This is a genomic window from Mesorhizobium sp. LSJC285A00 (assembly GCF_000503155.1).
GTDB lineage: Bacteria > Pseudomonadota > Alphaproteobacteria > Rhizobiales > Rhizobiaceae > Mesorhizobium.
On record NZ_AYVK01000012.1, the window covers coordinates 158,950 to 184,196 of the forward strand.

Consider the following 25,247-nt stretch of genomic DNA (forward strand, 5'->3'; position numbering starts at 1 on the left):
GTTTTGAGAGAACGACATGCATGAAACAAAGACCTAAAGCGCGTCGCGTGAATCCGTTCAAATGCGATGCGCTTTAGACAATGGCCACAGAGCCCACCTCCGTGTGGGGGTGGGCTCTGTAATTTCAGCCTCTGCCTATCGAGGCCAGTCTCTACTTCTCGAGAAACGACGGCCCTTCGCCGACGATCTTCTTATCTTCCTTGCCGATGGCGTCGAGATCGCGCCCATCATAGGGCAGTGACAACAGGATGCGCCGCATGACGGCCAGCCGCGAGCGTCGCTTGTCATTGGCCCGCACGATGATCCAGGGCGCGAACTGTTTGTGCGTGCGCTCGACCATCTGGTCGCGCGCCTTGGTGTAGTCGTCCCATTTGGTGATGCCGGCAATATCGATCGGCGAGAACTTCCAGTTCTTCAGCGGCGACCAGCGGCGGTCGTGAAACCGTTCGAGCTGGGTCTCGCGGCCGATGTTGAGCCAGAATTTGAAGAAATAGATGCCCTCATTGGAGATCATCCGCTCGAAATGCGGCGTCTCGTCGAGGAATTTTGCATGCTGTTCCGGTGTGCAGAAGCCCATCACCGGCTCGACGCCGCCGCGGTTGTACCAGGACCGGTCGAAGGTGACGAATTCGCCCGATGTCGGGAAATGGGCGACGTAGCGCTGGTAGTACCATTGCCCGACTTCGGTTGGGGTCGGCTTGGTCAGCGCCACGTTGCGCGCGGTTCGAGGATTGAGATACTGGCGCAGCACCGAGATGGTGCCGCCCTTGCCGGCGGCATCGCGCCCCTCGAACAGCGACATCACTCTGCTGCCGGTCGCCTGCAGCCAGGCCTGCGCCTTGACCAGTTCGATCTGCAGCCGCTCCAGCGTCTCGTCATACTCCTCGCTCTTCATTTTCTTGTCGTAGGGGTAGTCGCCTGCGGTCAGTTTGTGGTCCTCGATCCAGCTGGGAAGCTCGGGGTTTTCGATGTCGAACTCCCGCTCCTTGCCGTCCACCTTGATCTTCAGCGGCCCCTTTGCCGGCTCTGCGGCGGGACTTTCCTTGGCTTTTTTCATCGAGACGAACCTTTCCAGCTTGCGGACTCATGCTATGGGGGGCCTCAAACCCGGTCCAGCGGAAGTTTCGGCGGGACCGGCGCAGAAGCACGGAAAGCACGAATGGCTGACACCGGCGCAGAGCGGACAACCACGGGGCAGGCCGTCGCCGGCCGGCTGTGGAACAGCCGATGGCTGCTTGCCGCCGGTGCGATCGCCATCATGGCCGTTTATGGGTTTGCCGGTATCTCCGCCTATGTCGTCCTGGCTGCGTTGACCGTGCTGCTGGCCGCCGCGCTTCTGCCAACCGGTGGCGCCAGCCGGTCTGCTGAGACCATTACCACGGTCGAGGCGAGCGGGCTGCAACGGCTTTCCGGCGAATATCTTGCGGCTGCCGTTGCCGATCCGCTGATCATCTTCGACCGCACCGCCACCATCGTCCACGCCAATGCCGCCGCCTATGCCGCCTTTGGCGGCATCGCGCCCGGCCTGTCGCTGTCGCTAAAATTCCGCGCGCCGGAAATGCAGGCCTTGCTGGACGGCGTGCTGTCGGGAACCGTCGCCTCCGATGCCGTCGACTACACCGAGAAGCTGCCGGTGGAACGGGCCTACCGGGTCAGCGCGTCCTCGGTCGGCCACGCCACCGATCTCTATGTGCTGGTATTCAAGGACCAGAGTGAGACGCGCCGCATCGACCGCATGCGCGCTGACTTCATAGCCAATGCCAGCCACGAGTTGCGCACCCCGCTTGCTTCAATCTCGGGCTTCGTCGAGACGTTGCGCGGCCCGGCCCGCAACGATCCGGCGGCGCGCGAGCAGTTCCTGCAGATCATGCAGAACCAGACCGGCCGCATGGCGCGCCTCATCGACGATCTCCTGTCGCTGTCGAGGCTTGAAATGAAGCCTTACCTGAGGCCGGGAACCGAGGTCGATCTGCGCCAGACCATCGACAGCGTCATCGATTCACTAGGCCCGCTCGCCAGCGAGAACGGCGTCGTCATCGAACGCGACTACGCCGAGGGGCCGCTCGACGTGCCCGGAGACCGCGACGAGCTGTTCCAGGTGTTCGAGAATCTCTTGGAAAACGCCTGCAAATACGGCCAGCCTGGCGGACGCGTCACGGTGTCGATCGCGCGGGGCGAGGCCGGCCCGGAACCGGGCATCGATGTAACCATCAGGGACTACGGCCCGGGCATCCCGGAAGAGCACATACCGCGCATTACCGAGCGCTTCTATCGCGTCGACGTGGAGAGCAGCCGCACGCAGAAAGGCACCGGTCTTGGCCTGTCCATCGTCAAGCATATTCTGACGCGCCACAACGCCCGGCTTTCGATCAAGTCGGAGGTTGGCAAGGGCGCGGCGTTCACGGTCCATTTGCCGGCAGGCTGAGGCGGTACTATCTGCTAACTGCCTGTTTCTTCTTTCTGTCATCCGGCTAGCGTATCAGCACAGGGGTCGAGGAAACGACTCAAAAGGCCAAAGATTTAAGGAAGGCATTTCGCCCATGCAGTCCGTACACATTGTCAGCGCCTATGACGAAGAGCTGAAATACCTGGCGAAGCGCATCGCTGCGATGGGCGGCCATGCCGAGCGCATGGTCGAGCAGGCGATCCAGGCGCTGGTCAATGCCGATCCCGGCCTCGCCCAGAAGGTCATCCGCGACGACATCGTGCTTGACGAGGGCCAGCGCGAAATCGACGACAAAGCCATCGTCATCATCGCCAAGCGCCAGCCCATGGCGACCGATCTGCGCGAGATCGTCGGCGCCATCCGCATTTCGGCCGACCTCGAACGGGTCGGTGACCTCGCCAAGAACGTCGCCAAGCGTGTGGTCAGCGTCATTGATGGCCGCCAGCCGACCAGCCTGTTTCGCGGCCTCGAGGCGCTGGCCGAACTCGCTTTGACCCAGCTCAAGGAAGTGCTCGACGTCTATGCCTCGCGCTCGGTCGAGAAAATAGGCTTCGTTCGCGACCGCGACGACCAGATCGATGCCATGTACACCTCGCTGTTTCGCGAGCTTTTGACCTACATGATGGAAGATCCGCGCAACATCACGCCGTGCACGCATCTGCTGTTTTGCGCCAAGAACATCGAGCGCATCGGCGACCACGCCACCAACATTGCCGAGACGATCTACTACATCGTCACCGGCGAGCAGTTGCCGGCCGAGCGTCCAAAGGGCGACAAGACCGACAAGATTGCCCTTCCGGCGCTGCCGGTGAAGTGATCGCGCGCCCCTCGAACGCTTAATCATATTGCGCTAAACTACCCGGATGTTAGCGTCTCGGTTCCTGGCCAAGGCCAGGCGCTCAGGAGGCTGCGATGGAATATGTCCGAGAGTTCAAGCCGGCGCCGGCATCGTCCGGCATCATCGCGTCGAGCGTCTACACCGCCGGCAAGCGCATCGCCGACATTCCGATCGAGGAAGCCGGTGAATGGGCCAAGAAGTCGGGCCATGTCGTCTGGATCGGGCTGCTCGAACCCGACCGCGAGCTTCTGCTGCGCGTCAAGGCGCAATTTCATCTGCACGAACTGGCGATCGAAGACGCCGAACATCCGCACCAGCGGCCGAAGATCGAGCAATATGGCGATGCGTTGTTCATCGTTGCCCGCACTGCACAGCTGATCGACGGACGCGTCACCTTCGGCGAGACGCATCTGTTCGTCGGCTCAGGCTATATCGTCAGCGTCAGGCATGGTCCCTCGACCTCATACGCCGCCGTGCGCCAGCACTGGGAAAGCTGTCCGCACTCACTGGCCAAGGGCGAGGATTTCGTCCTCTACGCCATTCTCGACTTCATCGTCGACAACTACATGCCGGTGCTCGAGCAGATCGAGGACGAGGTCGAGGCGATCGAGGACAGGGTGCTGCTGAAGCCGATGACCGGTCCCGACATCGAGCGGCTCTATATGCTGCGCCGCGATCTGTTGCGCCTGCGCAATGCGGCGCTGCCGCTGGTCGAGGTCTGCCGCCGGCTGACCAGCGCCGACCTGCCGCAGATCCATACCGCCATGCATCCGCTGTTTCGCGATGTCACCGATCATATCCGCACCGTGCAGGAAAAGATCGACAGCCTGCGCGAGGTTCTGGCCTTCGCTTTCGAAGCCAGCCTGCTGGTCGGCCAGAGCCAGGAAACCGCGAACACCAAGAAGCTGGCCTCATGGGCCGCGATCCTGGCGGTGCCGACGGCGCTCGCCGGCATTTACGGCATGAATTTCGACGACATGCCGGAGCTGAAGATGCAATACGGCTATCCCGTCGTATTGGTCTCGATCGCGCTGATCTGCTCGTTTTTGTATTGGCGATTTCGGAAGAGTGGGTGGCTGTGATGGTAGGCAGTAGGCAGTAGGCAGTAGGCAGTAGGCAGAATAAGGTAGCGCCTCACGAGCGCTACCCCATTCCCTACTGCCCAGTCCCCAATCCCTATTCCTAACTACCGGCTTCTGCGCCGCTCTGAAGCCGGCTGGAACGCCACCCTTGCGTGGTACTTGCAGTAAGGTCCGGTTTCGGCCGCCTCGTTGCCGCAGAAGTTGAAGTCTTCCGACAGCGGGTCGCCATTCGGCCATTTGCAGGTGCGCTCGGTGAGATCGGTGAGCTGCAGATGCCGCGAGATCGGCACGACGACGTTTTCGACCGGGCGGATGTAGTGGCGCGCCACTGGCTCGGCGTCGAACTGCGCCTGCAGCGCGTTCGCCCCGATCGACGTCGTGACATGGCGCTGCGTGGTTGCGGCGCGCGGCACCGATTTCTGGATCGAAGATCCCTGCGTTGTCTTCTTCTGACGCGCCGGCGTCGCGGTCGAGCGTCCGCGGCCCGACAGCTTCAGCCGGTGCACCTTGCCGATGACCGCGTTGCGGCTGACCCCGCCGAGTTGTGCGGCGATCTGGCTTGCGCTCAAGCCCTCCGACCACAGTTTCCTGAGAAGTTCGACCCGCTCGTCAGTCCAGTTCATGAGACCGCGCTCCTGCTAAGTGTGCGGCAGCCGGAATCCGTTCCCGACCCGGCAATCTTTGCCGGGGCAGACACCACATATATTAGGTGATTAGGTCCGCCGCACGAAATCTAGTTATTTCCCGACTACAATTACCTCATGTGTTGACTCGGTGACAAGAGTCCCAGGTGCAACACGAATCGGTTTTTTAGGTTTTCCCCAACTTGCCCGGTCGCTTATGAGCCGGCGTCTCGTCGGGAGCTGGCCACGCGCCTCTGCACGACGTTTTCGTTGACTTCATGGCCGAAAAACACGATAAGCCGCAAAGGCCGCCGCTTTGGCGGCTTTTTTGATTTTTCCGGTACCGGAGACGCATATAATGAGCGGTTCGGCGCTTTACGAGACCTTTGCCCGCGCCCCTTTGGCCTTCGATCATGGCGAAGGCACCTGGCTGGTTACCGACAAGGGCGAGCGATATCTCGATTTCGCTGGCGGCATCGCGGTCAATTCGTTGGGCCACAGCCATCCGCATCTGGTCTCGGCGCTGACCGAACAGGCGGCCAAGCTCTGGCACGTCTCCAATCTCTACGAGATCCCGGGGCAGACCCGGCTCGGCGAGCGGCTGGCTGACGCCACCTTCGCCGACAAGGTGTTCTTCACCAATTCCGGCGCCGAGGCGCTCGAATGCGCGATCAAGACGGCGCGGCGCTACCAGTTCGTCAAGGGCCATCCCGAGCGCTTCCGGGTCGTCACCTTCGAAGGCGCCTTCCACGGCCGCACGCTGGCGACCATCGCCGCCGGCGGCCAGTACAAATATCTCGAAGGTTTTGGGCCCAAGGTCGAAGGCTTCGACCAGGTCGGCTTCGACGACATCGACGCCGCCGAGAAGGCGATCACACCAGAGACCGCCGCGATCCTGATCGAACCGGTGCAAGGCGAGGGCGGCATCCGCCCGGTGCCGACGCAATCCTTGAAACGGCTGCGGCAGCTCTGCGACCAGCACGGCCTGCTGCTGATCTTCGATGAGGTCCAGTGCGGTATCGGTCGCACCGGAAAGCTGTTCGCGCATGAATGGACCGGCGTGACGCCCGACATCATGGCGATTGCCAAGGGCATTGGCGGCGGCTTCCCGATGGGCGCGTGCCTCGCCACCGACGACGCTGTCGTCGGCATGACGGCAGGCGTGCATGGCACCACTTTCGGCGGCAATCCGCTGGCCATGGCGGTCGGCAACGCTGTGCTCGACGTCGTGCTGGAAGACGGCTTCCTCGAAGACGTCCAGCGCAAGGCATTGCTGATGAAGCAGGGCCTGGCGGCGGTCGCCGACGAATTTCCCGATGTCATCGAAGGCATCAGGGGCAGCGGCCTGATGCTTGGCCTGAAATGCGCCATGCCCAACACCAAGGTCAACATGGCGCTGCGCGACCAGCATCTGCTGGCGGTGCCGGCCGGCGACAACGTCATTCGTCTGCTGCCGCCGCTGACCGTCACCGACGCCGAGATCGGCGAAGCGCTCGATCGCATCCGCGCCGGCGCCAAGGGCCTGACCGACGCCATCGCCGCGGCCGCCGCGAAGTAATCCCGAGAACCATTCCCGATGAGCCTTCGCCATTTCACCGATCTTTCCGCCGTTTCCGAAGGCGATCTGCGCCTGATGCTGGACGATGCGGTGGTGCGCAAGGCGCGCCTCAAGGCCGGCGAACGGACCAAACCGCTCGAAGGCAAGGTGCTGGCCATGATCTTCGACAAGCCGTCGACGCGCACGCGCGTGTCCTTCGACGTCGGCATGCGACAGCTCGGCGGCGAGACCATCATGCTGACCGGCACCGAAATGCAGCTCGGCCGTTCCGAGACCATTGCCGACACCGCCAAGGTGCTGTCGCGCTATGTCGACGCCATCATGATCCGCACCACGTCGCATGAGCGGCTGCTCGAGCTGACCGAGAATGCCACGATTCCGGTCATCAACGGGCTGACCGACGACACCCATCCCTGTCAGCTGATGGCCGACATCATGACCTTCGAGGAGCATCGCGGTCCGGTTGCCGGCAAGACCATCGCCTGGACCGGCGACGGCAACAACGTGCTGCATTCGCTGCTCGAAGCTTCGGCGCGGTTCCGCTTCAACCTGAACGTCGCAGTGCCGGAAGGCAGCGAGCCGGCGCAAAAGCATATCGACTGGTCGAAGAGCAATGGCGGCAAGCTGCACTTCACCCGCTCGCCCGAGGAAGCCGTCGACCAAGCCGACTGCATCGTCACCGACTGCTGGGTGTCGATGGGCCAGGAACACCGCGCCCGCGGCCACAATGTCTTCTCGCCCTATCAGGTCAATGCGGCGCTGATGGCCAGGGCCAAGCCCGACGCCCTGTTCATGCACTGCCTGCCGGCGCATCGCGGCGAGGAAGTCACCGACGAGGTCATCGACGGTCCGCATTCGGTTGTCTTCGACGAAGCCGAGAACCGGCTCCACGCCCAGAAGGCGGTTTTGGCCTGGTGTCTGGGCGCTTGATCTCCAGGCGCTTGATCTCCAAGCGCTTGATCCGGGGCGGCGCGATGCCTATTTGCGCCCCATCACGCAAATCAAGCGCGTTTGGACGCATGCACCCCTCCGGGCCGCATGGCCGCGCCCTGGAGCTTTGTCATGTTGGAAACGCATCAAGTGACTGAACATCACCCCAAACTCGGCGAGTTCGGCTATGCCGGCGACGATCATGTCGTACCCTTCGAGGTCGGCCCGCTCGACGTGCGCGGCCGCACCGTGCAACTCGGGCCGATGCTCGACGCCATCCTCAACCGTCACGACTATCCCGAGCCGGTCGCCCGCCTGCTCGCGGAAGCCTGTGTGCTGACGGTGCTGCTCGGCACCTCGCTCAAATTCGAAGGCAAGTTCATCCTGCAGACCCGCACCGACGGCCCGGTCGACATGCTGGTCGCGGATTTCTCCACGCCTTCGGCATTGCGCGCCTATGCGCGTTTCGACGCCGACCGGCTGGAGGCCCTGGTGGCCGCAGGCCAGACCTCGCAGCAGACGCTGCTGGGCAGCGGCGTTTTGGCGCTGACCATCGACCAGGGCGCGCACACGCAGCGCTATCAGGGCATCGTCCAGCTCGACGGCGAGACGCTGGAGGACGCCGCGCGCACCTATTTCCGCCAGTCGGAGCAGATCCCGACCGACCTCAGGCTGTCGGTGGCCAAGCTTCTGACGCCAGGTCCCGGCGGCGCTCGTGAGCAGTGGCGCGCCGGCGGCATCCTGGCGCAGTTCCTGCCGCAGTCACCCGAGCGCATGCGCGTGCCCGACATTTCGGGCGGCGACGGCGATCCGCGTGACGTGACGCAGGAGCCGGCCGACAATTCGTGGCGCGAGCTGGTGGCGCTGCTCGGCACCATCGAGCCGACCGAGCTGATCGACCCGACCATCGGCGCCGAGCGGCTGCTCTACAGGCTGTTCCACGAACATGGCGTGCGCGTCTTCGGCGGCGTGCCGGTCGCCGACCAATGTTCCTGCTCAAGGGACAAGATACGCGGCATCCTCGAGGGGTTTTCCGCGCAGGAGATCAAGGACAGCACCGAAGATGGCGGCATCCACGTCGCCTGCGAGTTCTGCTCGAAGCAGTACGACTTCGACCCGGCGGAGTTTGCAACTCAGTAGCATCTCTTCCTTCTCCCCGTTCACGGGGAGAAGGTGCCCGAAGGGCGGATGAGGGCAGCGCGAACTTTGGTGAATGGCCGCGCATAGCCTAGGTCATGTGCGTGGAAGATAACCTCATGACTCTGGCGCTGCCCCTCATTGCCCTGCCGGGCATTTCTCCCCGTATAGTGACGGGGAGAAAACCCCTAATTCACCGTCCGTCGGGTCCCCGGCAGATCCAGCGAAAACGCGGGAATAGCGACGTCGAACGTCTCGCCCTTTTTGTTGCGCATGGTGTAGTGGCCGACCATGAAGCCGGAGGGCGTCGAGAGCGGGCAGCCTGACGTGTATTGATAGCTGTCGCCGGGATTGAGCTCAGGCTGGTCGCCGACCACGCCGGCGCCGCGCACTTCCTCGACCCGGCCGCTGCCGTCGGTGATGTGCCAGTAACGCGCCATAAGCTGCACGAAATCGTCCGACTGGTTGTCGATCGTCACCTGGTAGCCCCAGACATAACGGTTCTCCGCCGGGTCCGAGCGGTCCTCCAGGTAGAACGGTCTGACCTGCACTTCGATGTTGCGCGTGACGGCGCGGTACATGGGCTGCTCCGGTTGCGCAGCAGGGAACATTTGTCGCGCCATGCGGTTTGATACGCGCAGAGCGGCATGTCCTGCCAGCCTCAAAGCGCAGTGCCGACAAACAATGTCATTTAAGTGACACATGACAATGTTGGTGTGCGCAAACCTTGCCGGCGACTCAAGGCCCATCTGTCGACTGACAAAGCAGCCGCGAGCGGCCTTTCCGGAGTGACCAGATCTCGATGGAACCAGCTCTCACAGCCGCCTTCGCTTCCTCCGCTTTGCTTCTTTCCAATCTCGCCAGCATCCTGCTTGCTTCGTCGAAACTGCAAGCGCGTCGCCTTATCCCTCCGCCGTCCGGCGAGCAGCCACCGGTCTCGATCGTCGTGCCGTCGCGCGGCGTGGAGCCGTTCACACAAGAGACGCTGCAGCGAGCCTTCTCGCTCGACTGGCCGCGCTACGAACTGATCTTCTGCGTCGCTCACGCCGACGATCCCGTCGTCAAACTGATAAACAGGGCGATCGTCCTGTTTCCCAACGTGCCGGCCCGGCTGCTGATCGGCGACGACCGCGTCAGCAGCAACCCGAAGCTCAACAACTGCGTCAAGGGCTGGGAAGCGGCGCGCTATCATTGGGTTATTCTGGCGGATTCCAACGTGCTGATGCCAAGGGATTACGTCCAGCACCTGATGGCGGCCTGGCGGACCAATACCGGGCTTATCTGCTCGACGCCGATCGGCTCTCGGCCGGATGGCTTTTGGGCCGAGGTCGAATGCGCGTTCCTCAACACGCTGCAGGCGCGCTGGCAATATGCCGGCGAGGCGCTCGGTCTCGGCTTTGCCCAGGGCAAGAGCATGCTGTGGAACAAGCCGATGCTCGATACCAATGGCGGTATCCGCGCGCTGGCCGCCGAGATCGCCGAGGATGCTGCTGCAACCAAGCTGGTCAACGGACTGGGCCTGCACGTCAATCTCGTTGCCTCGCCTTTCGAGCAACCACTGGGGCAGCGCCGACTTGCCGACATCTGGTCGCGCCAGGCGCGCTGGGCGCGGTTGCGCCGCGTCACCTTCCCACTGTTTTTCGCACCCGAGATCCTGACCGGCGTCGCCGTGCCGTTGGCGTTGGCGCTGGTGGCGGCCGCAAGTGCCGGCATCAGCCTGCCGGCCACGGTGATGGCCGTGCTGACGGCGGCCTACATTCCCGAATGCGCGCTGGCCGCGGCCAAGGGCTGGCATCTGTCGCTGCGCATGGTCCCGGCGATGATGGTCCGCGACATGATGCTTCCCGCCATCTGGGCGCGCGGCTGGCTGAGCGGCGCCGTCGACTGGCGCGGCAACACCATGACCATCGGCACCAAGACGGCCGAACTGGAAGAGGTTTCGTCGGGAGCGTGACGCCTCGCGGCCTATCCGGCTGCCTTCAGCGCCTGCGCAACGTCCTCCAGCAGATCGTCCGTATCCTCAAGACCGACCGACAGCCTGAGCGTTCCCGGCCCGATGCCAAGCTCGGCGCGAGCTTCGTCGCTGAGGTTCTTGTGCGTGGTGGTCGCCGGATGGGTGATCAGGCTCTTGGCGTCGCCGAGATTGTTGGAGATCAGCACGATGTCGAGCGCGTTCTGCAAGGCGAAGGCCGCCTGCTTGCCGCCCTTGACGTCGAGGCAGATCAGCGTCGATCCGCCCGTCATCTGCTTCTTGACGATGTCGGCCTGCGGGTGGTCGGCGCGGCCGGGATAGATGACGCGGGCGATTTCCGGCCGTCCTGCCAGGAAATCCGCGATCTTGGCCGCGCTTTCCGTCTGCTGGCGCACCCGAACCGGCAGCGTCTCCAGGCCCTTGAGCAGCGTCCAGGCGTTGAACGGCGACAGGCTCGGGCCGGTGTGGCGGAAATAGTCGTGCAAATTCTCGTCGATCCATTTCTTGTCCGACAGGATGATGCCGCCGAGACAGCGTCCCTGGCCGTCAATGTGCTTGGTCGCGGAGTAGACGACGATATGGGCGCCGAGCTGCAAGGGCTTCTGCTGCAAGGGCGTGGCAAAGACATTGTCGACGATCAGCCTGGCGCCGATCGAGGTGGCGAGCGCCGCCACCGCTGCGATGTCGACCACTTCCAGCGTCGGATTGGTCGGGCTTTCCAGGAAGAACAGTTTCGTGTTCGGCCGCACCGCCTTTTCCCAGTTGGCGATGTCGGTGCCGTCGACCAGCGTTGCCTCGATGCCGTATTTCGGCGCCAGCGTCTCCACCACCCAGCGGCAGGAGCCGAACAGCGCGCGCGCCGCAACGATATGGTCGCCGGCCTTGGCGCTGCACAGGAGCGCTGCCGTCACCGCAGCCATGCCGGACGCCGTGGCGCGCGCATCTTCGGCACCCTCCAGCGCGCACATGCGCTTTTCGAACATGTCGACGGTAGGGTTGGCATAGCGCGAATAGATGAAGCCCGGCTCCTCGCCCTTGAAACGGGCCTCGGCAGCCTGCGCCGTCTCGTAGACATAGCCTTGGGTGAGGTACATCGCTTCGGACGTCTCGCCGAACTGGGAACGCAGCGTTCCCCCGTGCACGAGTGCGGTCTGAGGTTTCCAGTTACGCTTCTTGGTGCTCATCGCTTTTGTTCCAGACACAAAAAAACCGGCCGCGAAAGTCGCAACCGGTCCATATGGCCTTGCGGCCCGACGGTCCTTTAGCGACTTGTTTAACGTGGCTGCAAGCCGACCGGCCAAATCACCACGGGATAACGACCCTTTAGACCTCACCTGCGCTTGCGTCAATTGCCGGCTTCATTAAGAGGTTTGTACCAGGCAGGTTCCGCAATAATATCCAGCGGTTTTGCGGCAAGAACCTGCCACAAAGAGACCGACCTTGGAGCGGAGCCAGCCTTTTGCGGCAGACAGGCATTCTTCCCGATCAGGACATTTCCGCGCTGTTTCAGTCCGGCGCGCTGAAGTCGCCGCGCGCGCTCGATGTCGACCAGGTGCAGCCGGCGAGCCTCGATCTCAGGCTCGGCGACAAGGCTTTTCGCGTGCGCGCCTCCTTCCTGCCGGGTCCCGATCATCTGGTGGCCGACAAGCTTCACCGGCTGAAATTGCATGAGTTCAGTCTCGCCGAGGGCGCGGTGCTGGAAACCGGCTGCGTCTACATCGTGCCGCTGCTCGAACGCCTGGCGCTGCCCGCAAACGTGTCGGCCTCGGCCAACCCGAAGAGCTCGACCGGCCGGCTCGACATCTTCACCCGGGTGATGACCGATCGCGGCCATGAGTTCGACAAGATCGCCCCCGGCTATCACGGGCCGCTTTATCTCGAAGTCAGTCCGCGCACCTTCCCGATCGTCGTACGCGCCGGATCGAGGCTGTCGCAGATCCGCTTTCGCACCGGCAACGCGCTGTTGTCGGAGGCAGAACTGAACGAATTGCACCGCGCCGAGATGCTGGTGGCGACCGAGCCGCCCAACATTTCCGGCGGCGGCATTGCGCTGTCGATCGATCTTGACGGCGACCAGAACGGCCTGGTCGGCTATCGCGGCAAGCATCACACCGGCTTGGTCGATGTCGACAAGCGCGCCGCCCAGGATGCCGTCGATTTCTGGGAGCCGCTCTATAAGAGCGGCGCCGGCGAACTGGTGCTCGACCCGGACGAGTTCTACATCCTGGTCAGCCGCGAAGCCGTGCACGTGCCGCCGCTCTACGCCGCCGAGATGACGCCCTTCGATCCGCTGGTTGGCGAATTCCGTGTTCACTATGCCGGCTTCTTCGATCCGGGCTTCGGCCATTCGGCCTCAGGCGGCACCGGCAGCCGGGCGGTGCTCGAAGTGCGCAGCCACGAAGTGCCGTTCATCCTCGACCACGGCCAGATCGTCGGCCGGCTGGTCTACGAACACATGCTGAAGCGGCCGCAGGCGCTTTACGGCACCGATCTCGGCTCGAATTACCAGGCGCAAGGCCTCAAGCTCTCCAAGCATTTCCGCCCCGCCGGCTGAACCTTCGATCACCGTCAGGCAAAATACTTGCCTGCGCTGCCTCACCATGCTTGGCTGCCTTTCGGTGGCCGGCAAGAGAACGGCGCGCAAGGGGAACCAAAATGCAGATTTCAAGATGGATCATATCGGCAGCGGGCGCTGCCATGCTGGTGATATCGGCCGGCTCGCTGGCTGAGGCGCAGGAGAAATTGAAGATCGGCACCGAGGGCGCTTATCCGCCCTTCAACACCATCACCGCGGACGGCAAGATCGAGGGCTTCGACATCGACATTGCCAATGCGCTGTGTGCGCAGATGAAGGTCGAGTGCGAGATCGTCACCCAGGACTGGGACGGCATCATCCCGGCGCTGCAGGCGAAAAAGTTCGACGCCATCATCGCCTCGATGAGCATCACCGAGGAGCGCAAGAAACAGGTCGCCTTCACCAACAAATACTACACGACGCCGCTGGCGCTGGTGGCGCCCAAGGACAGCGACCTCACTTCCACCGAACCGGCAGCCCTTGCCGGCAAGACGGTGGGCGCGCAGGCCTCGACCACCCAGGCCGACTATGCGCAGGACGCCTATGGCAAGGCCGGCGCCGAGGCGAAACTCTACCCCACCCAGGAAGAGGCGATCACCGACTTGCAGAACGGCCGTCTCGACGCCGTCATCTCCGACAAGTTCGTGCTGATGGACTGGCTGAAGAAGGCGAGCGAAGGCTGCTGCAAGCTTGTCGGCGACGTCAAGGGCACCGAGACGCAAGCCGGCATCGCTGTCCGCCTGGAAGACACGGCGCTGCGCGACAAGCTGAATGCGGCGATAGACGCCATCGTCGCCGACGGCACTTACAAGAAGATCCAGGCCAAGTATTTCGATTTCGATATTTATTGAGGTTGGAACTGCCAAATCTCCCCCCTTGAGGGGGAGATGGCCGGCAGGCCAGAGGGGGTCGCTNTCTACGAGAGGCGACCCCCTCTGTCGCCTTCGGCGACATCTCCCCCTCAAGGAGGGAGATTACGCTCTCAAAGCGCCTTCACCGCCACCTTCACCGGCTGCTCGATCTCCAGCGGGTTGCGCAGCGGCAGGCCGAAATCCCCGGCCTCGATCTCGAACACGTCGCCGGCCTGAGTCTTGATGCCGTCGGCAAAGGACAGCGTCGCCGTGCCGAACATGTGCACATGCACGTCGCCCGGCTGGCGGAAGGCCGAATATTTGAAGTGATGATGTTCGAGATTGGCGATTGTGTGCGACATGTTCGCTTCGCCCGACAGGAACGGCTTTTCCCACAGCAAATTGCTGTCGCGATAGATTCGCGATGAGCCCCTGACGTCGGCCGGCAGGTCGCCGATCAGGATTTCCGGCCCGAACGAGGCGTTGCGCAGTTTGGAATGTGCCAGGAACAGATAGTTCACCCGCTCGGTAACATGATCGGAAAACTCGTTCGACAGCGTGAAGCCGACGCGGAACGGCGCGCCGTCGTCGCCGATGACATAGATGCCGGCGATTTCCGGCTCCTCGCCGGCGTCCTGCGCAAAGGCCGGCGACATCAGTGCGGCGCCCGGCGCCACCGCCATGGTGCCGTTGCCCTTGTAGAACCATTCCGGCTGCACGCCGGTCTGGCCCTTGGCCGGCTTGCCGCCTTCGAGCCCCATGCGGAACATCTTCATGGAATCGGTAAGCTGCTCCTCGCCGCCATCGCTGAGCTTCTTGTGCATGGAATCGCGCGTCGCCGCCGAGCCGAGATGGGTCAGGCCGGTGCCGGTCAGATGCAGATGCGCAGGATCGGGATGGTTGATCGGCGACACCAGCCGGCCCTTCTTGTAGACGGCGTCGAGGTCTATCGCTTCACCGAACCCCTTGCGCTCGATCAGCGCGGCGAGGCCCGTTCCGGTGCGCGCGGCTTCCATGGCCAGCGAATAGACGCTGCGGGCGCCGTTGATGATCCTGGTCTTGCCGCCGCCATTGCGGGCGACGACGCGGATGGTCTCGGCGTCGTCGAGGATCTGGGAGATCAGCATGATGAAATCCTCTCTCATGTGCCTTGGCCGGGTTGCCCCTTGGCAAACCTTGACCTGCGCGGCTCGGACCTCGCCGCGCCACGGGTTGAACTCTTCGTCCGGATTGCGCTCGCGAGCTCCATCCCTCGGGGGACTTCTTATGCCGACAACTTGCCGGCTGCGCCGCGACCGTATGCCTCCTGCTTGCCTCGCCTGAAGCTTGTCAGGCCTTGTTCTTGTTGTAGACGTCGAAGATCACGGCGCCGAGCAGCACCAGGCCTTTGACCACCTGCTGCCAGTCGACATTGACGCCCATGATCGACATGCCGTTGTTCATCACGCCCATGATGAAGCCGCCGACGACCGCCCCGATGACCTGGCCGACGCCGCCCATCGCCGAGGCGCCGCCGATGAACACGGCGGCGATGACGTCGAGCTCCGAGCCGAGACCCGCCGCCGGGACCGCCTGGCCCAGACGAGCCGCGATGATCAGGCCGCCAAGCGCCGACAGCACGCCCATATTGATGAACACCATCAGCGTCAGCCGCTCGGTGTTGATGCCCGACAGCTGCGCCGCCTTGGGATTGCCGCCCATGGCGTAGATGCGCCTCCCGATGGTCATGCGCTTGGTGACGAAGACGAACAGCGTGATCAGCACGCCCATGACCAGCAGCACCACGGGCAGGCCGCGGTAGCTGGCAAACTCATAGACCAGGAACAGCGCCAGCGCGCTGGCGACCAGCGTCTTGACGACGAACAGGGTGAAGGGCTCGGCCTCATAACCATGGCGTTCTCGTTTGCGCCGGGTGCGGACCCCGAAATAGGCATAGGCGAGCACGGCGATCAGCCCCAGCACGACCGTCGTCATGTGCAGGGTCACGCCGCTGCCCATGATGGTCTTGCCGGCTGCGTTCACGACCGGCGGGACGAGCGTCAGTGGGCCGATCACATCCGGGATGAAGCCGGAACTGAGCATCTTGAAGTCGTCGGGAAGCGGACCCACCGACGAGCCGCCGCCAAGCAACGCCTGGCAAATGCCGCGGAAGATCAGCATTCCGGCCAGCGTGACAATGAAGCTCGGTATCCGGTGATAGGCGATCCAATACCCTTGCGCGGCGCCGATCAGGCCACCCGCGACCAGGCAGACGATCGAAACCACCAGGGGATTGCTCAGCGGTCCGAGTTGCCAGATGACCATCATGTTTGCCGCCAGCGCGCCAATGAAACCGGCGACCGATCCGACGCTGAGGTCGATATAGCCCGATACGATCACCAGCAGCATGCCCAGCGCCATCACGATGATGAAGGAGTTCTGCTGCACCAGATTGCTGAGGTTGACCGGCTTGAACAACGTCCCCGACGTGGTGAACTGGAAGAACAGCATGATGACGATCAGCGCTATGATCAGCCCGTATTCGCGCAAATTCGTCGCCAGCGCCGAGACGGCGATGCGCGGGCGCTGTTCGTCGGCGACGTTGCCCTGCGGGGCGGGGGCGCTTTCGGTGCTCATGCTGCTTTTCCTTCTCCCCGGACGATGGCGCGCATTATCTTTTCCTGGCTTGCTTCCGCCGCCGGCATTTCGCCCACCATGCGCCCTTCGTTCATGACGTAGATGCGGTCGGTAATCCCTAGCAATTCCGGCATTTCCGACGAGATGACCACGATCGCCTTACCCTCCGAGGCAAGGCGCGCGATGATCGTGTAGATTTCATACTTGGCGCCGACATCAATGCCGCGTGTCGGCTCGTCGAGGATCAGCACGTCAGGGTCGGCAAACAACCACTTCGACAGCACCACCTTCTGCTGGTTGCCGCCGGAAAGATTGCCGGTCATCTGATAGACGCTTGACGCACGGATATTGGTCTTCTTGCGATAGTCGTTGGCGACCGCAAGTTCGCGCATGTCGTCGATCACGCTGTGGCGCGACACGCCGTCGAGATTGGCCAGCGTAATGTTATGCTTGATATGGTCGATGAGGTTGAGGCCGTAGGTCTTGCGGTCCTCGGTGACATAGGCGATGCCGTGTTGGACCGCCTTGCTTACCGACGAGACATCGACCGGCTTGCCCTTGAGCAGCACTTCGCCGGTGATGCGGCGGCCATAGGAGCGGCCGAACAGGCTCATGGCGAATTCGGTGCGGCCGGCGCCCATCAGCCCGGCGATGCCGACCACCTCGCCCTTGCGCACATTGATGTCGATGCCCTTGATCACCTGCCGCTCGGCATGGAGCGGGTGATAGACCGACCAGTTTTTCACCTCGAACACGACTTCGCCGATCTTGGGCTCGCGCGGCGGATAGCGGTCGTCGAGCGAACGGCCGACCATCGAGGTGATGATGCGGTCTTCGGAGATATCCTTCTTGGCCAGCGTCTCGATGGTGCGCCCGTCACGGATGACGGTTACCTTGTCGGCGACCCGGTTGATCTCGTTGAGCTTGTGCGAGATCAGGATCGAGGTCATGCCTTGGCGCTTGAATTCGAGCAGAAGATCGAGCAGCGCCTGGCTGTCTTTCTCGCTGAGCGACGCGGTCGGCTCATCGAGGATCAAAAGCTTGACGTCCTTGCTCAGCGCCTTGGCGATCTCGACCAGCTGCTGCTTGCCGACGCCGATATTGGTGATCAGTGTCTTGGGGTCCTCCTTGAGGCCCACCTTCTTCAACAGGGCAGCGGTGCGCGCCTCGTTGGCATCCCAGTCGATGACGCCGTATCGGGCGTTTTCGTTGCCGAGGAAGATATTTTCGGTGATCGACAGCATCGGCACCAGCGCTAGCTCCTGGTGGATGATGACGATGCCCTTGTGTTCGCTGTCATGGATACCTTTGAACTGGCATTCCTGACCCTGAAAAATGATCTGGCCGTCATAGGTGCCGGCGGGATAGACGCCCGACAGAACCTTCATCAGCGTCGACTTGCCGGCGCCGTTCTCGCCAACCACGGCGTGGATCTCGCCTTCTTCGACGCTGAGGTTGACGTTCGACAGCGCCTTCACGCCGGGGAACGTCTTGGTGATGTCGCGCATCTCCAAAATCGTCGTCATCAGGGCAAGCTCCTCCTGTTGCATGTCGCTCCAAAGTGCTTGCGGTTTGAGGCAACGACATGCACGCAAACTAAGTCCGGTAGAAACAATACCGGGGTCGCTTGTGAACGGAAAGGGGTCCTGCGTCGCGCAGGACCCCTGTCTTTATAAACGGATTACTTCAGTTCGTCGGCCTTGATGTAGCCGGAGTCGACGACCAGTGCCTGGTAGTTCGACTTGTCGACCTCATGCGGCGTCAAAAGGATCGAGGGGACGACCTTGACGTCGTTATTGTAGGTCTTTTCATCGAGGCCGTCCGGCTTGCCGCCCGAGAGCACCTTGTCGACGAGTTCGACGGTGGCCTTGGCCAGTTCGCGGGTGTCCTTGAACACGGTCGAGTATTGCTCGCCCGTGATGATCAGCTTGACCGAAGCGGTCTCGGCGTCCTGGCCGGTCACGATCGGCCACGGCTGGGCGTCGGTGCCGTAACCGACGGCGCGCAGCGAAGCGGTGATGCCGCGCGACAGGCCGTCATAGGGCGAAAGAACGCCATCGACGCGGCTGCCGTCCGAGTAGTTGGCCGACAGCAGGTTGTCCATGCGCGCCTGGGCGGTGGCGGCGAGCCAGCGCAGCGTGCCGACCTTGTCCATGCCGGTCTGGCCGGACTTGATCTTGAGCGAGCCGTCATCGATCAGCGGCTGCAGCACCGAGATTGCGCCGTTGTAGAAGAAGAAGGCGTTGTTGTCGTCCGGCGAGCCGCCGAACAGTTCGACGTTCCACGGCTTGGTGTTCGGGAAGCGCTCCTTGAGGCCCTTGACCAGCGAGTTCGCCTGGATCACGCCGACGCCGAAATTGTCGAAGGTGGTGTAGTAATCGACATTGGCGGTCTTCTTGATCAGGCGGTCATAGGCGACAACGACGACGCCGGCGTCAGCGGCCTTCTGCAGCGCGTCCGACAGGGTCGTGCCGTCGATCGAAGCGATGATCAGCGCCTTCGGGCCCTTGGTGATTTCGTTTTCCAGCTGGCTGAGCTGGTTGGGGATGTCGTCCTGCGCGTACTGCAGGTCGACCGTGTAGCCGAGAGCTTCGAGCTGGGACTTGACGGCATCGCCGTCATTGATCCAGCGCTGCGAGGTCTTGGTCGGCATCAGCACGCCGACAAGACCCTTGTCGGCTGCGTGCGCCGAGTAGGTCATGGCAGCGATGCCAAGGGCCGCGACGGCGGCCAGTGTCTTGATGATTTTCACGTAAAACTCTCCCTGGTTGATGGACGCGACACCTCGGGGCTTCGCGGGCCGCGCAGTCGGGCGGATGCACCAAAGCGCCGCCGCCGTCATAATCGATCTCCGGTATCCTCCCAATCGGCCCTCAGTCTTGATTTAAATCGATACGATTTTGCTCGTCATCGACCGTCAAGTCTTGAGGACGCGCGAAAGTGTGACCCTTTGCCATAACTGTCAAATGCGATCTTCGGTGGTTGCTATACCAAAACCGGTATATGACTAAACCGGGCTGGAACAGTGGCGGAAGCGGGAAAAGGCATGGCGGCTTTACGAGGTCCTCAGGGAATTTCAAGCGGTTACGATGAATTGCCGGGCGATGGCGAGACACTTCTGCGTAGCGGCTTGAGCCTGCGTCACATGCGCATGATCGCAGCACTCGACGATCACGGTCGGGTGAGTGCTGCCGCCCAGGTGATGAACATCTCGCAGCCGGCGGCCTCGCGCATGATTTCCGAGATGGAAGCGGTGCTCGAGGTGAAGCTCTGCGAAAGGCTGCCGCGCGGCATCACACTCACCCCTTACGGCAAGGCGCTGGCCCGGCGCGCGCGCTCGATCCTGCTCGAAATGCGCGAGGCCGACCGCGAAATATCGGAGCTCAAGGCCGGCAAGGGCGGCTCGGTGTTCCTTGGCGCGGTGACGGCGCCGGCGATCGAACTGGCGGTCCCGGCGATCCGCGAGATACGCCGCCTCTATCCGCGCATCGAGATTACCATGCAGGTCGAGACGTCGAATGTGCTGGCGCGCGAACTGATCGCCACGCGCCATGATTTCATCATCGCCCGTGTTCCCGAAGACCTCAATCCGCGCCTGTTCGAATCCCGTGTCATCGGCGTCGAGAAGGCCTGCCTGATCGTGCGTCGCGGCCACCCGCTGAGCAATGGCCATCCTCTCAACAATGGGAGGGCGGTGCGGCTGGAGGACACCGCCGCCTTCGACTGGGTGTTCCAGTCGGGCGGGTCGCCGCTGCGCCAGGCGATGGAGAGCAATTTCCTGAACCGCAACATCGCCCTGCCGGACCGCATCCTCAACACCTCGTCGCTGCTGCTCACACTGGTCATGGTGGCGCAGTCCGACGCCATCGCCCCGGTGTCGATCCAGGTGGCAAAATTCATCCAGAACCCCGACGGTCTCGCCGGCGCCATCGATGTCGTCCAGACCGAGTTTGACATCGAGGTCCGCCCCTACAGCCTGATCACGGTGAAGAACCGCGTCCTGTCGCCGGCAGCCAAGATGCTGCACGATTTTATCTTGCGGGAGGTGGGATAGGAACTGGAGCGGGTAGAGGGAATCGAACCCTCGCGTTCAGCTTGGGAAGCTGACAAGCTACCATTACATCATACCCGCGTCGGCCTCTCGATATCATGATGGGCATGCTTCGGGCAATCGCCCTTGGACAGCTCTTCGGAAACGGCTGTTGGAAACCCGACCGATTGCGCCGGTCCGCCTGCCTTGATGCGGGCGCAGCAAGTGCGTATTCGTGGGTTTGTACCCCGAATCCGGGCACACCAATCTGGAGGCAGGCCCTTGTCCACAGTGACGCGCTTTCTCGGTGACTCGCCCGTCAGGGTGATCATCAAGCTGCTGGTCGTGTCGTTCCTCGTCGGCCTGGTCATGAATGCGTTCGGCTGGACGCCGATGGACGTCTTCTACCGCATCCAGGGTTTCTTCATCGATCTGTGGAATCTTGGCTTCAACGCGGTCTATCGCTTCTTGGGCTACATCCTGCTCGGCGCCGCGATCGTCGTGCCGGTGTTCATCCTGCTCAGGGTCGCGAACTACCGCAAGTGAAGCGGAGCATGATCCCGAAAAGTGGCAACCGGTTTTCGGAAAAGATCATGCTCAAACCAAGGCCACTTAGGCAAAGTACGACGCCACCTCGAACAGGATGGCGTGGCGCGCGGCGAGCGCTGCGACATCGGTCGAATAGCCGCCGCCGATGACACCGCAGACCGGGATGCCCAGCGCGCGGAAATGACCGATCACCATGGCGTCGCGGGCACGCACGCCGTCATCGCTGAGCGACAGCCGGCCGAGCCGGTCCTCGGCATGCACGTCGACACCGGCATTGTAGAAGACGATGTCCCAGTGCGCCTTGGCCGAGAGCTCCGGCAGGAGGACACCCAGCCGTTCGAGATAGGCGCCATCGCCGGTGCCGTCCGGCAGGGCAACGTCGAGATCGGAGGCAATCTTGCGCACCGGATAATTGCGCTCGCCATGCATGGAAAAGGTGAACGCGCGTGGCTCGTCTTTCAGGATGTCCGCGGTGCCGTCGCCCTGATGCACATCGAGATCGATGATCAGGATGTTTTTCACCGCGTCTTCGGCTAGCAGCACCAGCGAAGCGACGGCAACATCGTTGAAGGTGCAGAAGCCCGCGCCTTGCGCGCGCCGCGCATGGTGGCTGCCGCCGGCGCTGTTGCAGGCAATGCCATTGATAAGCGCCAGTCGCGCCGCCAGCACGGTGCCGCCGGCGGCGAGTTGCGCCCTGAGCGAAACGCGCGGTCCCACGGGAAAGCCGATCTCGCGCTCGATCTTTTCAGGCACTGAACACGTGATGACCTGGTCGACATAATCAGCCGCATGGGCGAGCTTCAGCCAGGAGGCCGGCGCCGGCTCGGGCAGCGACAGCGCCCCGGCATGGATCAGACCCCTGATATGCAAGGCCTGCATCAGCAGCGGATATTTGCTCATCGGAAAGCGATGATTGACGGCGAAGCCGGCATCGTAGTCGGGATGATGGACGATCTGCAGGGGCATGGCTAAAGCAATTCCAGGAAAAGTGTGCAGCGGTTTTCCCGGGAGAAGCGCGTAGCGCTTCCCTTTGGGAATTGCTTAAAACCAGTACTGGGATCCGGCGGGCTCGCGCCAGAAGAACATTTCGGTTGGCCGTCACGGCAAGAGTGATTGCGCGGTGGCGGGAAAATGGGGCACATCGGCTGTTCGATCAAGCCGCAACCAGCAAGGCAGCAATCCCCTGGACACGGGTGCAACCCCAGCCGACGCGAGACCCTTCGCCGTCACCAACCGTTCGGTGCTCGCCATCGCCGTGCCGATGACGCTCGCCTATCTGACGACGCCGCTGCTCGGCATCGTCGACACGGCGGTGGTCGGGCAGTTCGGCGATGCCGCCCTGCTCGGCGGCCTGGCGGCCGGGGCCCTGGTCTTCGACGTGGTCTTCAGCACCTTCAATTTCCTGCGCTCCGGCACCACCGGCCTCGTCGCCCAGGCGTTTGGGCGCGGCGACGAAACCGAGGAGCAGGCGGTGTTCTGGCGCGCCGTGCTGATCGCGGTCGCCGCCGGCATCGTGCTTGTCGCCCTTGCGCCGCTGATCGCCATCGCCGGCCAGAAATTCATCGGCGGCGAAGCGCGCGTCGGCGAGGCGATGGGCGTCTATATCCACATCAGAATGCTCGCCGCCCCCTTCACGCTGATCAACTACGCCATCCTCGGCTATGTCCTTGGACGCGGCGAGGGCGGGCTTGGGCTGATGCTGCAGGCGGTGCTCAACGGCATCAACATCGTGCTTTGCATCCTGCTCGGCCTGAAGCTTGGCTGGGGCGTCGCCGGCGTGGCCTGGGCGACCGTCACCGGCGAATGTCTGGCCATGCTGCTGGGTCTCGCCATCGTTGTCTGGCGCTTCCGGGCCGCACCCCGCCTGCCGCGGCATCGCCTGCTCGACATGCCCGCTTTCCTGCGCATGCTGTCGCTCAACCGCGATATCATGATCCGCTCGTTCTCGCTGCTCGCCGCTTTCGCGCTGTTCACCCGCCAGGGCGCGCAGTTCGGCACGCTGACGCTGGCCGCCAATGCCGTGCTGATGAACTTCTTCCTCGTCGCCGGCTATTTCCTCGACGGTTTTGCCACAGCCGCCGAGCAGTTGGCGGGACGCGCGATCGGCGCACGCGCCGAGACGGCGTTCCGCCGGGCGGTACGTCTGACCTTATTCTGGGGGTTCGGCCTCGCCGGAACCGCCACGCTGATCTTCTGGCTCGGCGGCGCCGGCCTGACTTCGTTGATCACCACGTCGCCGGATGTTCGTGCTGTTGCCGACATCTATCTGTCGTGGGCGGCACTGACACCGCTGAGCGGGGTGCTGGCCTTCCAGATGGACGGCGTCTTCATCGGCGCCACGTGGTCGCGCGACATGCGCAACATGATGCTGGTGTCTTTCCTGGCCTTCAGCGCCGCATTGTTCAGCTTGGCGCCGTCGCTGGGCAATCACGGCCTGTGGGCGGCGCTGCACGTCTTCCTGCTGGTGCGTGGCTTCAGCCTGCTGGCCATCCTGCGGCTCCGGTTGCTCACGGCGTTTTAGAGCGGCCTGGCAGCCCACTGATCGAGCCGGCTGTCGCGCAGTTCGCGCAATGATTTCAGCCGCTCCTTGTCGGCAAAGCGCACCATCCCGGCAAGGATGCGGCCCGGCAGTGCCGGCCCGGCATAGATCATGCCGGTGTAAAGCTGGACGAGATCGGCGCCGGCGCGGATCTTTTCCAGCGCGGCATCACTGGAATCGACGCCGCCGACCCCGATGATGGCGCGATCCGGCCCGAGCAGCCGACGCATCTTGGCGAGCACGATGGTCGAGCGCTCGAACAGCGGTTTTCCCGAGAGACCGCCGGTCTCGCCGGCGCCGCTTGGGCTACGCAATCCGGATCGCGAGAGCGTCGTGTTGGAGACGATGACGCCGTCGATCTGCTTCTCGCTGACTTCGGCGGCGATGTCTTCAAGCTCGGCCTCGACCAGATCGGGCGCGATCTTGAGGAAGAGGGGCGGCTGCGCCGAAGCTGCTGCACGCACCGACATGACCCGAGACAACAGTTCGCCGAGCTGTTCGCGCGCCTGCATGGTGCGCAGGCCGGGCGTGTTGGGCGACGAGATGTTGACGGTGAGATAGCTGGCGTATTTCGCAAAACGGGAAACGCCCAACTCATAGTCACGGACACGATCGGCGCTGTCCTTGTTGGCGCCGATGTTGACGCCGACAATGCCGCCGCGTCCCTGGCGCGCGGCAAGGCGTTTTTCCGCCGCCTCGTGGCCCTCATTGTTGAAGCCCAGGCGGTTGATCACCGCATCATCCTCAGTCAGCCGGAAAATGCGCGGCTTCGGATTGCCGGCCTGCGGCAGCGGCGTCACGGTGCCGACTTCGGCAAAGCCGAAGCCGAGGCCAAGCAGCGCGTCGGGCACCTCGGCGTTCTTGTCGTAGCCTGCGGCCATGCCGAGCGGATTGGGGAAGGCGATGCCACAGAGGCTGAGCTTCAACCTGTCGTCGCGCACCGTCCGCGCGCCGACCGGCAGACCGCATCGCAGCGCCGCGATCGACATGCCATGCGCCGTTTCCGGATCGAAGGTGAACAGCAGTTTCTGGCCGATGCGATCGAACACGATCATTCGGCCTCCAGCGCCGGGAATTGATGGGCGCCGTCGGCCCCGAGCGGCAGTGGCCGCACCCACAGCACGGCGCTCATATCGAGCACGCCATAGAGATGCGGGAACAGCGCGCCGCCCCGCGAGACCTCGTATTTCAGCGCGTCACCGAGCAGCGCCCCGTCGATGGCGATCAGCAGCAAATCCATCTGGCCGGCGAAATGCTTCGCCGCCGTCTCCCTGACCTGATCAGCGGTGGAGAAATGGATGAAGCCGTCGGCGATATCGATCGGAGCGCCGGTGAAACGGCCGTTTTTCTCGGCCTCGCGCCAAAGCGCTTCGGGCGCGATCTTGTAGATAATCTGAGACATGGTTGCGCTATAATCCGAACCGATCATGCGGGGAAGGGCAACTCGTCCGCATTTACGGCGCAAAGCTGTGATAGGTTGCGCATACTGGCTCGTGGAGGA

Annotated in this window: 23 protein-coding genes, 1 tRNA gene and 1 riboswitch; of the genes, 12 read left to right on the forward strand and 12 right to left on the reverse strand. The window is 63.1% G+C overall.

The window, feature by feature from the left end; all coding sequences use genetic code 11:
• Positions 1 to 151: 151 nt before the first annotated feature.
• A complete protein-coding gene (gene ppk2 / locus X726_RS156285) occupies positions 152 to 1,057 on the reverse strand; it encodes a polyphosphate kinase 2 (RefSeq protein ID WP_023669623.1) in 906 nt (301 codons plus the stop codon).
• 102 nt (positions 1,058 to 1,159) lie between these two features.
• On the opposite strand from ppk2, the gene X726_RS156280 reads away from it, so the two are divergent.
• From X726_RS156280 to X726_RS156270, 3 genes are all read left to right on the forward strand, one after another.
• Positions 1,160 to 2,425, forward strand: coding sequence for an ATP-binding protein (locus X726_RS156280; RefSeq protein ID WP_023669624.1), 1,266 nt, complete (start codon positions 1,160 to 1,162; stop codon positions 2,423 to 2,425).
• Between the two features lie 115 nt (positions 2,426 to 2,540).
• Entirely contained in the window at positions 2,541 to 3,263 is a 723-nt protein-coding gene (gene phoU, locus X726_RS156275) for a phosphate signaling complex protein PhoU (RefSeq protein WP_023669625.1), read from the forward strand.
• Positions 3,264 to 3,358: 95 nt separating this feature from the next.
• Positions 3,359 to 4,366 carry a magnesium and cobalt transport protein CorA gene (locus X726_RS156270; protein ID WP_023669626.1) on the forward strand — a complete coding sequence of 336 codons (1,008 nt, stop codon included), beginning with the start codon at positions 3,359 to 3,361 and terminating at the stop codon, positions 4,364 to 4,366.
• A gap of 104 nt (positions 4,367 to 4,470) precedes the next feature.
• Here X726_RS156270 and X726_RS156265 read toward each other — a convergent pair whose 3' ends face one another.
• Positions 4,471 to 4,989 (reverse strand): GcrA family cell cycle regulator, encoded by a 519-nt coding sequence (locus X726_RS156265; RefSeq protein WP_023669627.1) that lies wholly within the window; start codon positions 4,987 to 4,989, stop codon positions 4,471 to 4,473.
• A 358-nt stretch (positions 4,990 to 5,347) separates the two neighbouring features.
• Between X726_RS156265 and X726_RS156260 the strand changes: the two genes are divergently transcribed.
• From X726_RS156260 to X726_RS156250, 3 genes are all read left to right on the forward strand, one after another.
• Positions 5,348 to 6,547, forward strand: a complete 1,200-nt coding sequence (locus X726_RS156260; protein ID WP_023669628.1) for an aspartate aminotransferase family protein — start codon at positions 5,348 to 5,350, stop codon at positions 6,545 to 6,547.
• Positions 6,548 to 6,565: 18 nt separating this feature from the next.
• Positions 6,566 to 7,477 (forward strand): ornithine carbamoyltransferase, encoded by a 912-nt coding sequence (gene argF, locus X726_RS156255; protein ID WP_023669629.1) that lies wholly within the window; start codon positions 6,566 to 6,568, stop codon positions 7,475 to 7,477.
• A 108-nt stretch (positions 7,478 to 7,585) separates the two neighbouring features.
• Positions 7,586 to 8,617 carry an Hsp33 family molecular chaperone gene (locus X726_RS156250; RefSeq protein ID WP_031195623.1) on the forward strand — a complete coding sequence of 344 codons (1,032 nt, stop codon included), beginning with the start codon at positions 7,586 to 7,588 and terminating at the stop codon, positions 8,615 to 8,617.
• Between the two features lie 185 nt (positions 8,618 to 8,802).
• Here X726_RS156250 and apaG read toward each other — a convergent pair whose 3' ends face one another.
• The gene (gene apaG / locus X726_RS156245) at positions 8,803 to 9,195 is read right to left on the reverse strand and encodes a Co2+/Mg2+ efflux protein ApaG (RefSeq protein ID WP_023669631.1); all 393 of its coding nucleotides are present in this window, start codon (positions 9,193 to 9,195) and stop codon (positions 8,803 to 8,805) included.
• A 221-nt stretch (positions 9,196 to 9,416) separates the two neighbouring features.
• Here apaG and X726_RS156240 point away from each other — a divergent pair, with 221 nt between their 5' ends.
• The gene (locus tag X726_RS156240) at positions 9,417 to 10,568 is read left to right on the forward strand and encodes a ceramide glucosyltransferase (protein ID WP_023669632.1); all 1,152 of its coding nucleotides are present in this window, start codon (positions 9,417 to 9,419) and stop codon (positions 10,566 to 10,568) included.
• An 11-nt stretch (positions 10,569 to 10,579) separates the two neighbouring features.
• Here X726_RS156240 and X726_RS156235 read toward each other — a convergent pair whose 3' ends face one another.
• Positions 10,580 to 11,770, reverse strand: a complete 1,191-nt coding sequence (locus X726_RS156235) for an O-succinylhomoserine sulfhydrylase (protein WP_023669633.1) — start codon at positions 11,768 to 11,770, stop codon at positions 10,580 to 10,582.
• 57 nt (positions 11,771 to 11,827) lie between these two features.
• A riboswitch (SAM riboswitch) is annotated at positions 11,828 to 11,905 on the reverse strand.
• Between the two features lie 140 nt (positions 11,906 to 12,045).
• Between X726_RS156235 and X726_RS156230 the strand changes: the two genes are divergently transcribed.
• The gene (locus X726_RS156230; protein WP_023669634.1) at positions 12,046 to 13,140 is read left to right on the forward strand and encodes a 2'-deoxycytidine 5'-triphosphate deaminase; all 1,095 of its coding nucleotides are present in this window, start codon (positions 12,046 to 12,048) and stop codon (positions 13,138 to 13,140) included.
• 101 nt (positions 13,141 to 13,241) lie between these two features.
• Complete coding sequence (locus X726_RS156225; protein WP_023669635.1) at positions 13,242 to 14,012, forward strand: ABC transporter substrate-binding protein; 771 nt, start codon at positions 13,242 to 13,244, stop codon at positions 14,010 to 14,012.
• A 131-nt stretch (positions 14,013 to 14,143) separates the two neighbouring features.
• Here X726_RS156225 and araD1 read toward each other — a convergent pair whose 3' ends face one another.
• The 4 genes from araD1 to chvE all read right to left on the reverse strand — a co-directional run bounded on the left by araD1 (position 14,144) and on the right by chvE (position 19,380).
• Complete coding sequence (gene araD1, locus X726_RS156220; RefSeq protein ID WP_023669636.1) at positions 14,144 to 15,139, reverse strand: AraD1 family protein; 996 nt, start codon at positions 15,137 to 15,139, stop codon at positions 14,144 to 14,146.
• 202 nt (positions 15,140 to 15,341) lie between these two features.
• Positions 15,342 to 16,628 (reverse strand): multiple monosaccharide ABC transporter permease, encoded by a 1,287-nt coding sequence (gene mmsB, locus X726_RS156215; RefSeq protein ID WP_023669637.1) that lies wholly within the window; start codon positions 16,626 to 16,628, stop codon positions 15,342 to 15,344.
• Positions 16,625 to 18,157 carry a multiple monosaccharide ABC transporter ATP-binding protein gene (mmsA, locus tag X726_RS156210; protein ID WP_027049369.1) on the reverse strand — a complete coding sequence of 511 codons (1,533 nt, stop codon included), beginning with the start codon at positions 18,155 to 18,157 and terminating at the stop codon, positions 16,625 to 16,627. The genes mmsB and mmsA overlap by 4 nt, the downstream gene beginning before the upstream one ends.
• A gap of 152 nt (positions 18,158 to 18,309) precedes the next feature.
• Complete coding sequence (gene chvE, locus X726_RS156205) at positions 18,310 to 19,380, reverse strand: multiple monosaccharide ABC transporter substrate-binding protein (RefSeq protein ID WP_023669639.1); 1,071 nt, start codon at positions 19,378 to 19,380, stop codon at positions 18,310 to 18,312.
• 294 nt (positions 19,381 to 19,674) lie between these two features.
• On the opposite strand from chvE, the gene X726_RS156200 reads away from it, so the two are divergent.
• Positions 19,675 to 20,682, forward strand: a complete 1,008-nt coding sequence (locus tag X726_RS156200; protein ID WP_023669640.1) for a LysR family transcriptional regulator — start codon at positions 19,675 to 19,677, stop codon at positions 20,680 to 20,682.
• A 4-nt stretch (positions 20,683 to 20,686) separates the two neighbouring features.
• On the opposite strand, the gene X726_RS156195 is transcribed toward X726_RS156200, so the two are convergent.
• Positions 20,687 to 20,760, reverse strand: a tRNA-Gly gene (locus X726_RS156195).
• Positions 20,761 to 20,940: 180 nt separating this feature from the next.
• Between X726_RS156195 and X726_RS156190 the strand changes: the two genes are divergently transcribed.
• On the forward strand, positions 20,941 to 21,204 hold the full coding sequence (locus X726_RS156190; RefSeq protein ID WP_023669641.1) for a DUF6460 domain-containing protein: 264 nt from the start codon (positions 20,941 to 20,943) through the stop codon (positions 21,202 to 21,204).
• 66 nt (positions 21,205 to 21,270) lie between these two features.
• Here the strand turns inward: X726_RS156190 and X726_RS156185 are convergent, their stop codons facing one another.
• Positions 21,271 to 22,173 (reverse strand): histone deacetylase, encoded by a 903-nt coding sequence (locus X726_RS156185; protein WP_023669642.1) that lies wholly within the window; start codon positions 22,171 to 22,173, stop codon positions 21,271 to 21,273.
• A gap of 217 nt (positions 22,174 to 22,390) precedes the next feature.
• Between X726_RS156185 and X726_RS156180 the strand changes: the two genes are divergently transcribed.
• Positions 22,391 to 23,728, forward strand: a complete 1,338-nt coding sequence (locus X726_RS156180; RefSeq protein ID WP_023669643.1) for an MATE family efflux transporter — start codon at positions 22,391 to 22,393, stop codon at positions 23,726 to 23,728.
• On the opposite strand, the gene X726_RS156175 is transcribed toward X726_RS156180, so the two are convergent.
• Together X726_RS156175 and X726_RS156170 are read right to left on the reverse strand one after the other, a co-directional pair.
• The gene (locus tag X726_RS156175) at positions 23,725 to 24,801 is read right to left on the reverse strand and encodes a quinone-dependent dihydroorotate dehydrogenase (protein WP_023669644.1); all 1,077 of its coding nucleotides are present in this window, start codon (positions 24,799 to 24,801) and stop codon (positions 23,725 to 23,727) included. The genes X726_RS156180 and X726_RS156175 overlap by 4 nt on opposite strands.
• Complete coding sequence (locus X726_RS156170; RefSeq protein WP_023669645.1) at positions 24,798 to 25,148, reverse strand: DUF952 domain-containing protein; 351 nt, start codon at positions 25,146 to 25,148, stop codon at positions 24,798 to 24,800. The genes X726_RS156175 and X726_RS156170 overlap by 4 nt, the downstream gene beginning before the upstream one ends.
• Positions 25,149 to 25,247 lie beyond the last annotated feature (99 nt).

What these genes read in the sequence shown, in the direction of transcription:
- ppk2 (WP_023669623.1), bottom strand. Translation starts at nt 1,057, where the DNA reads ATGAAAAAAGCCAAGGAAAGTCCCGCCGCAGAGCCGGCAAAGGGGCCG.
- X726_RS156280 (WP_023669624.1), top strand. Translation starts at nt 1,160, where the DNA reads ATGGCTGACACCGGCGCAGAGCGGACAACCACGGGGCAGGCCGTCGCC.
- phoU (WP_023669625.1), top strand. Translation starts at nt 2,541, where the DNA reads ATGCAGTCCGTACACATTGTCAGCGCCTATGACGAAGAGCTGAAATAC.
- X726_RS156270 (WP_023669626.1), top strand. Translation starts at nt 3,359, where the DNA reads ATGGAATATGTCCGAGAGTTCAAGCCGGCGCCGGCATCGTCCGGCATC.
- X726_RS156265 (WP_023669627.1), bottom strand. Translation starts at nt 4,989, where the DNA reads ATGAACTGGACTGACGAGCGGGTCGAACTTCTCAGGAAACTGTGGTCG.
- X726_RS156260 (WP_023669628.1), top strand. Translation starts at nt 5,348, where the DNA reads ATGAGCGGTTCGGCGCTTTACGAGACCTTTGCCCGCGCCCCTTTGGCC.
- argF (WP_023669629.1), top strand. Translation starts at nt 6,566, where the DNA reads ATGAGCCTTCGCCATTTCACCGATCTTTCCGCCGTTTCCGAAGGCGAT.
- X726_RS156250 (WP_031195623.1), top strand. Translation starts at nt 7,586, where the DNA reads ATGGCCGCGCCCTGGAGCTTTGTCATGTTGGAAACGCATCAAGTGACT.
- apaG (WP_023669631.1), bottom strand. Translation starts at nt 9,195, where the DNA reads ATGTACCGCGCCGTCACGCGCAACATCGAAGTGCAGGTCAGACCGTTC.
- X726_RS156240 (WP_023669632.1), top strand. Translation starts at nt 9,417, where the DNA reads ATGGAACCAGCTCTCACAGCCGCCTTCGCTTCCTCCGCTTTGCTTCTT.
- X726_RS156235 (WP_023669633.1), bottom strand. Translation starts at nt 11,770, where the DNA reads ATGAGCACCAAGAAGCGTAACTGGAAACCTCAGACCGCACTCGTGCAC.
- X726_RS156225 (WP_023669635.1), top strand. Translation starts at nt 13,242, where the DNA reads ATGCAGATTTCAAGATGGATCATATCGGCAGCGGGCGCTGCCATGCTG.
- araD1 (WP_023669636.1), bottom strand. Translation starts at nt 15,139, where the DNA reads ATGCTGATCTCCCAGATCCTCGACGACGCCGAGACCATCCGCGTCGTC.
- mmsB (WP_023669637.1), bottom strand. Translation starts at nt 16,628, where the DNA reads ATGAGCACCGAAAGCGCCCCCGCCCCGCAGGGCAACGTCGCCGACGAA.
- X726_RS156200 (WP_023669640.1), top strand. Translation starts at nt 19,675, where the DNA reads ATGGCGGCTTTACGAGGTCCTCAGGGAATTTCAAGCGGTTACGATGAA.
- X726_RS156185 (WP_023669642.1), bottom strand. Translation starts at nt 22,173, where the DNA reads ATGCCCCTGCAGATCGTCCATCATCCCGACTACGATGCCGGCTTCGCC.
- X726_RS156175 (WP_023669644.1), bottom strand. Translation starts at nt 24,801, where the DNA reads ATGATCGTGTTCGATCGCATCGGCCAGAAACTGCTGTTCACCTTCGAT.
- X726_RS156170 (WP_023669645.1), bottom strand. Translation starts at nt 25,148, where the DNA reads ATGTCTCAGATTATCTACAAGATCGCGCCCGAAGCGCTTTGGCGCGAG.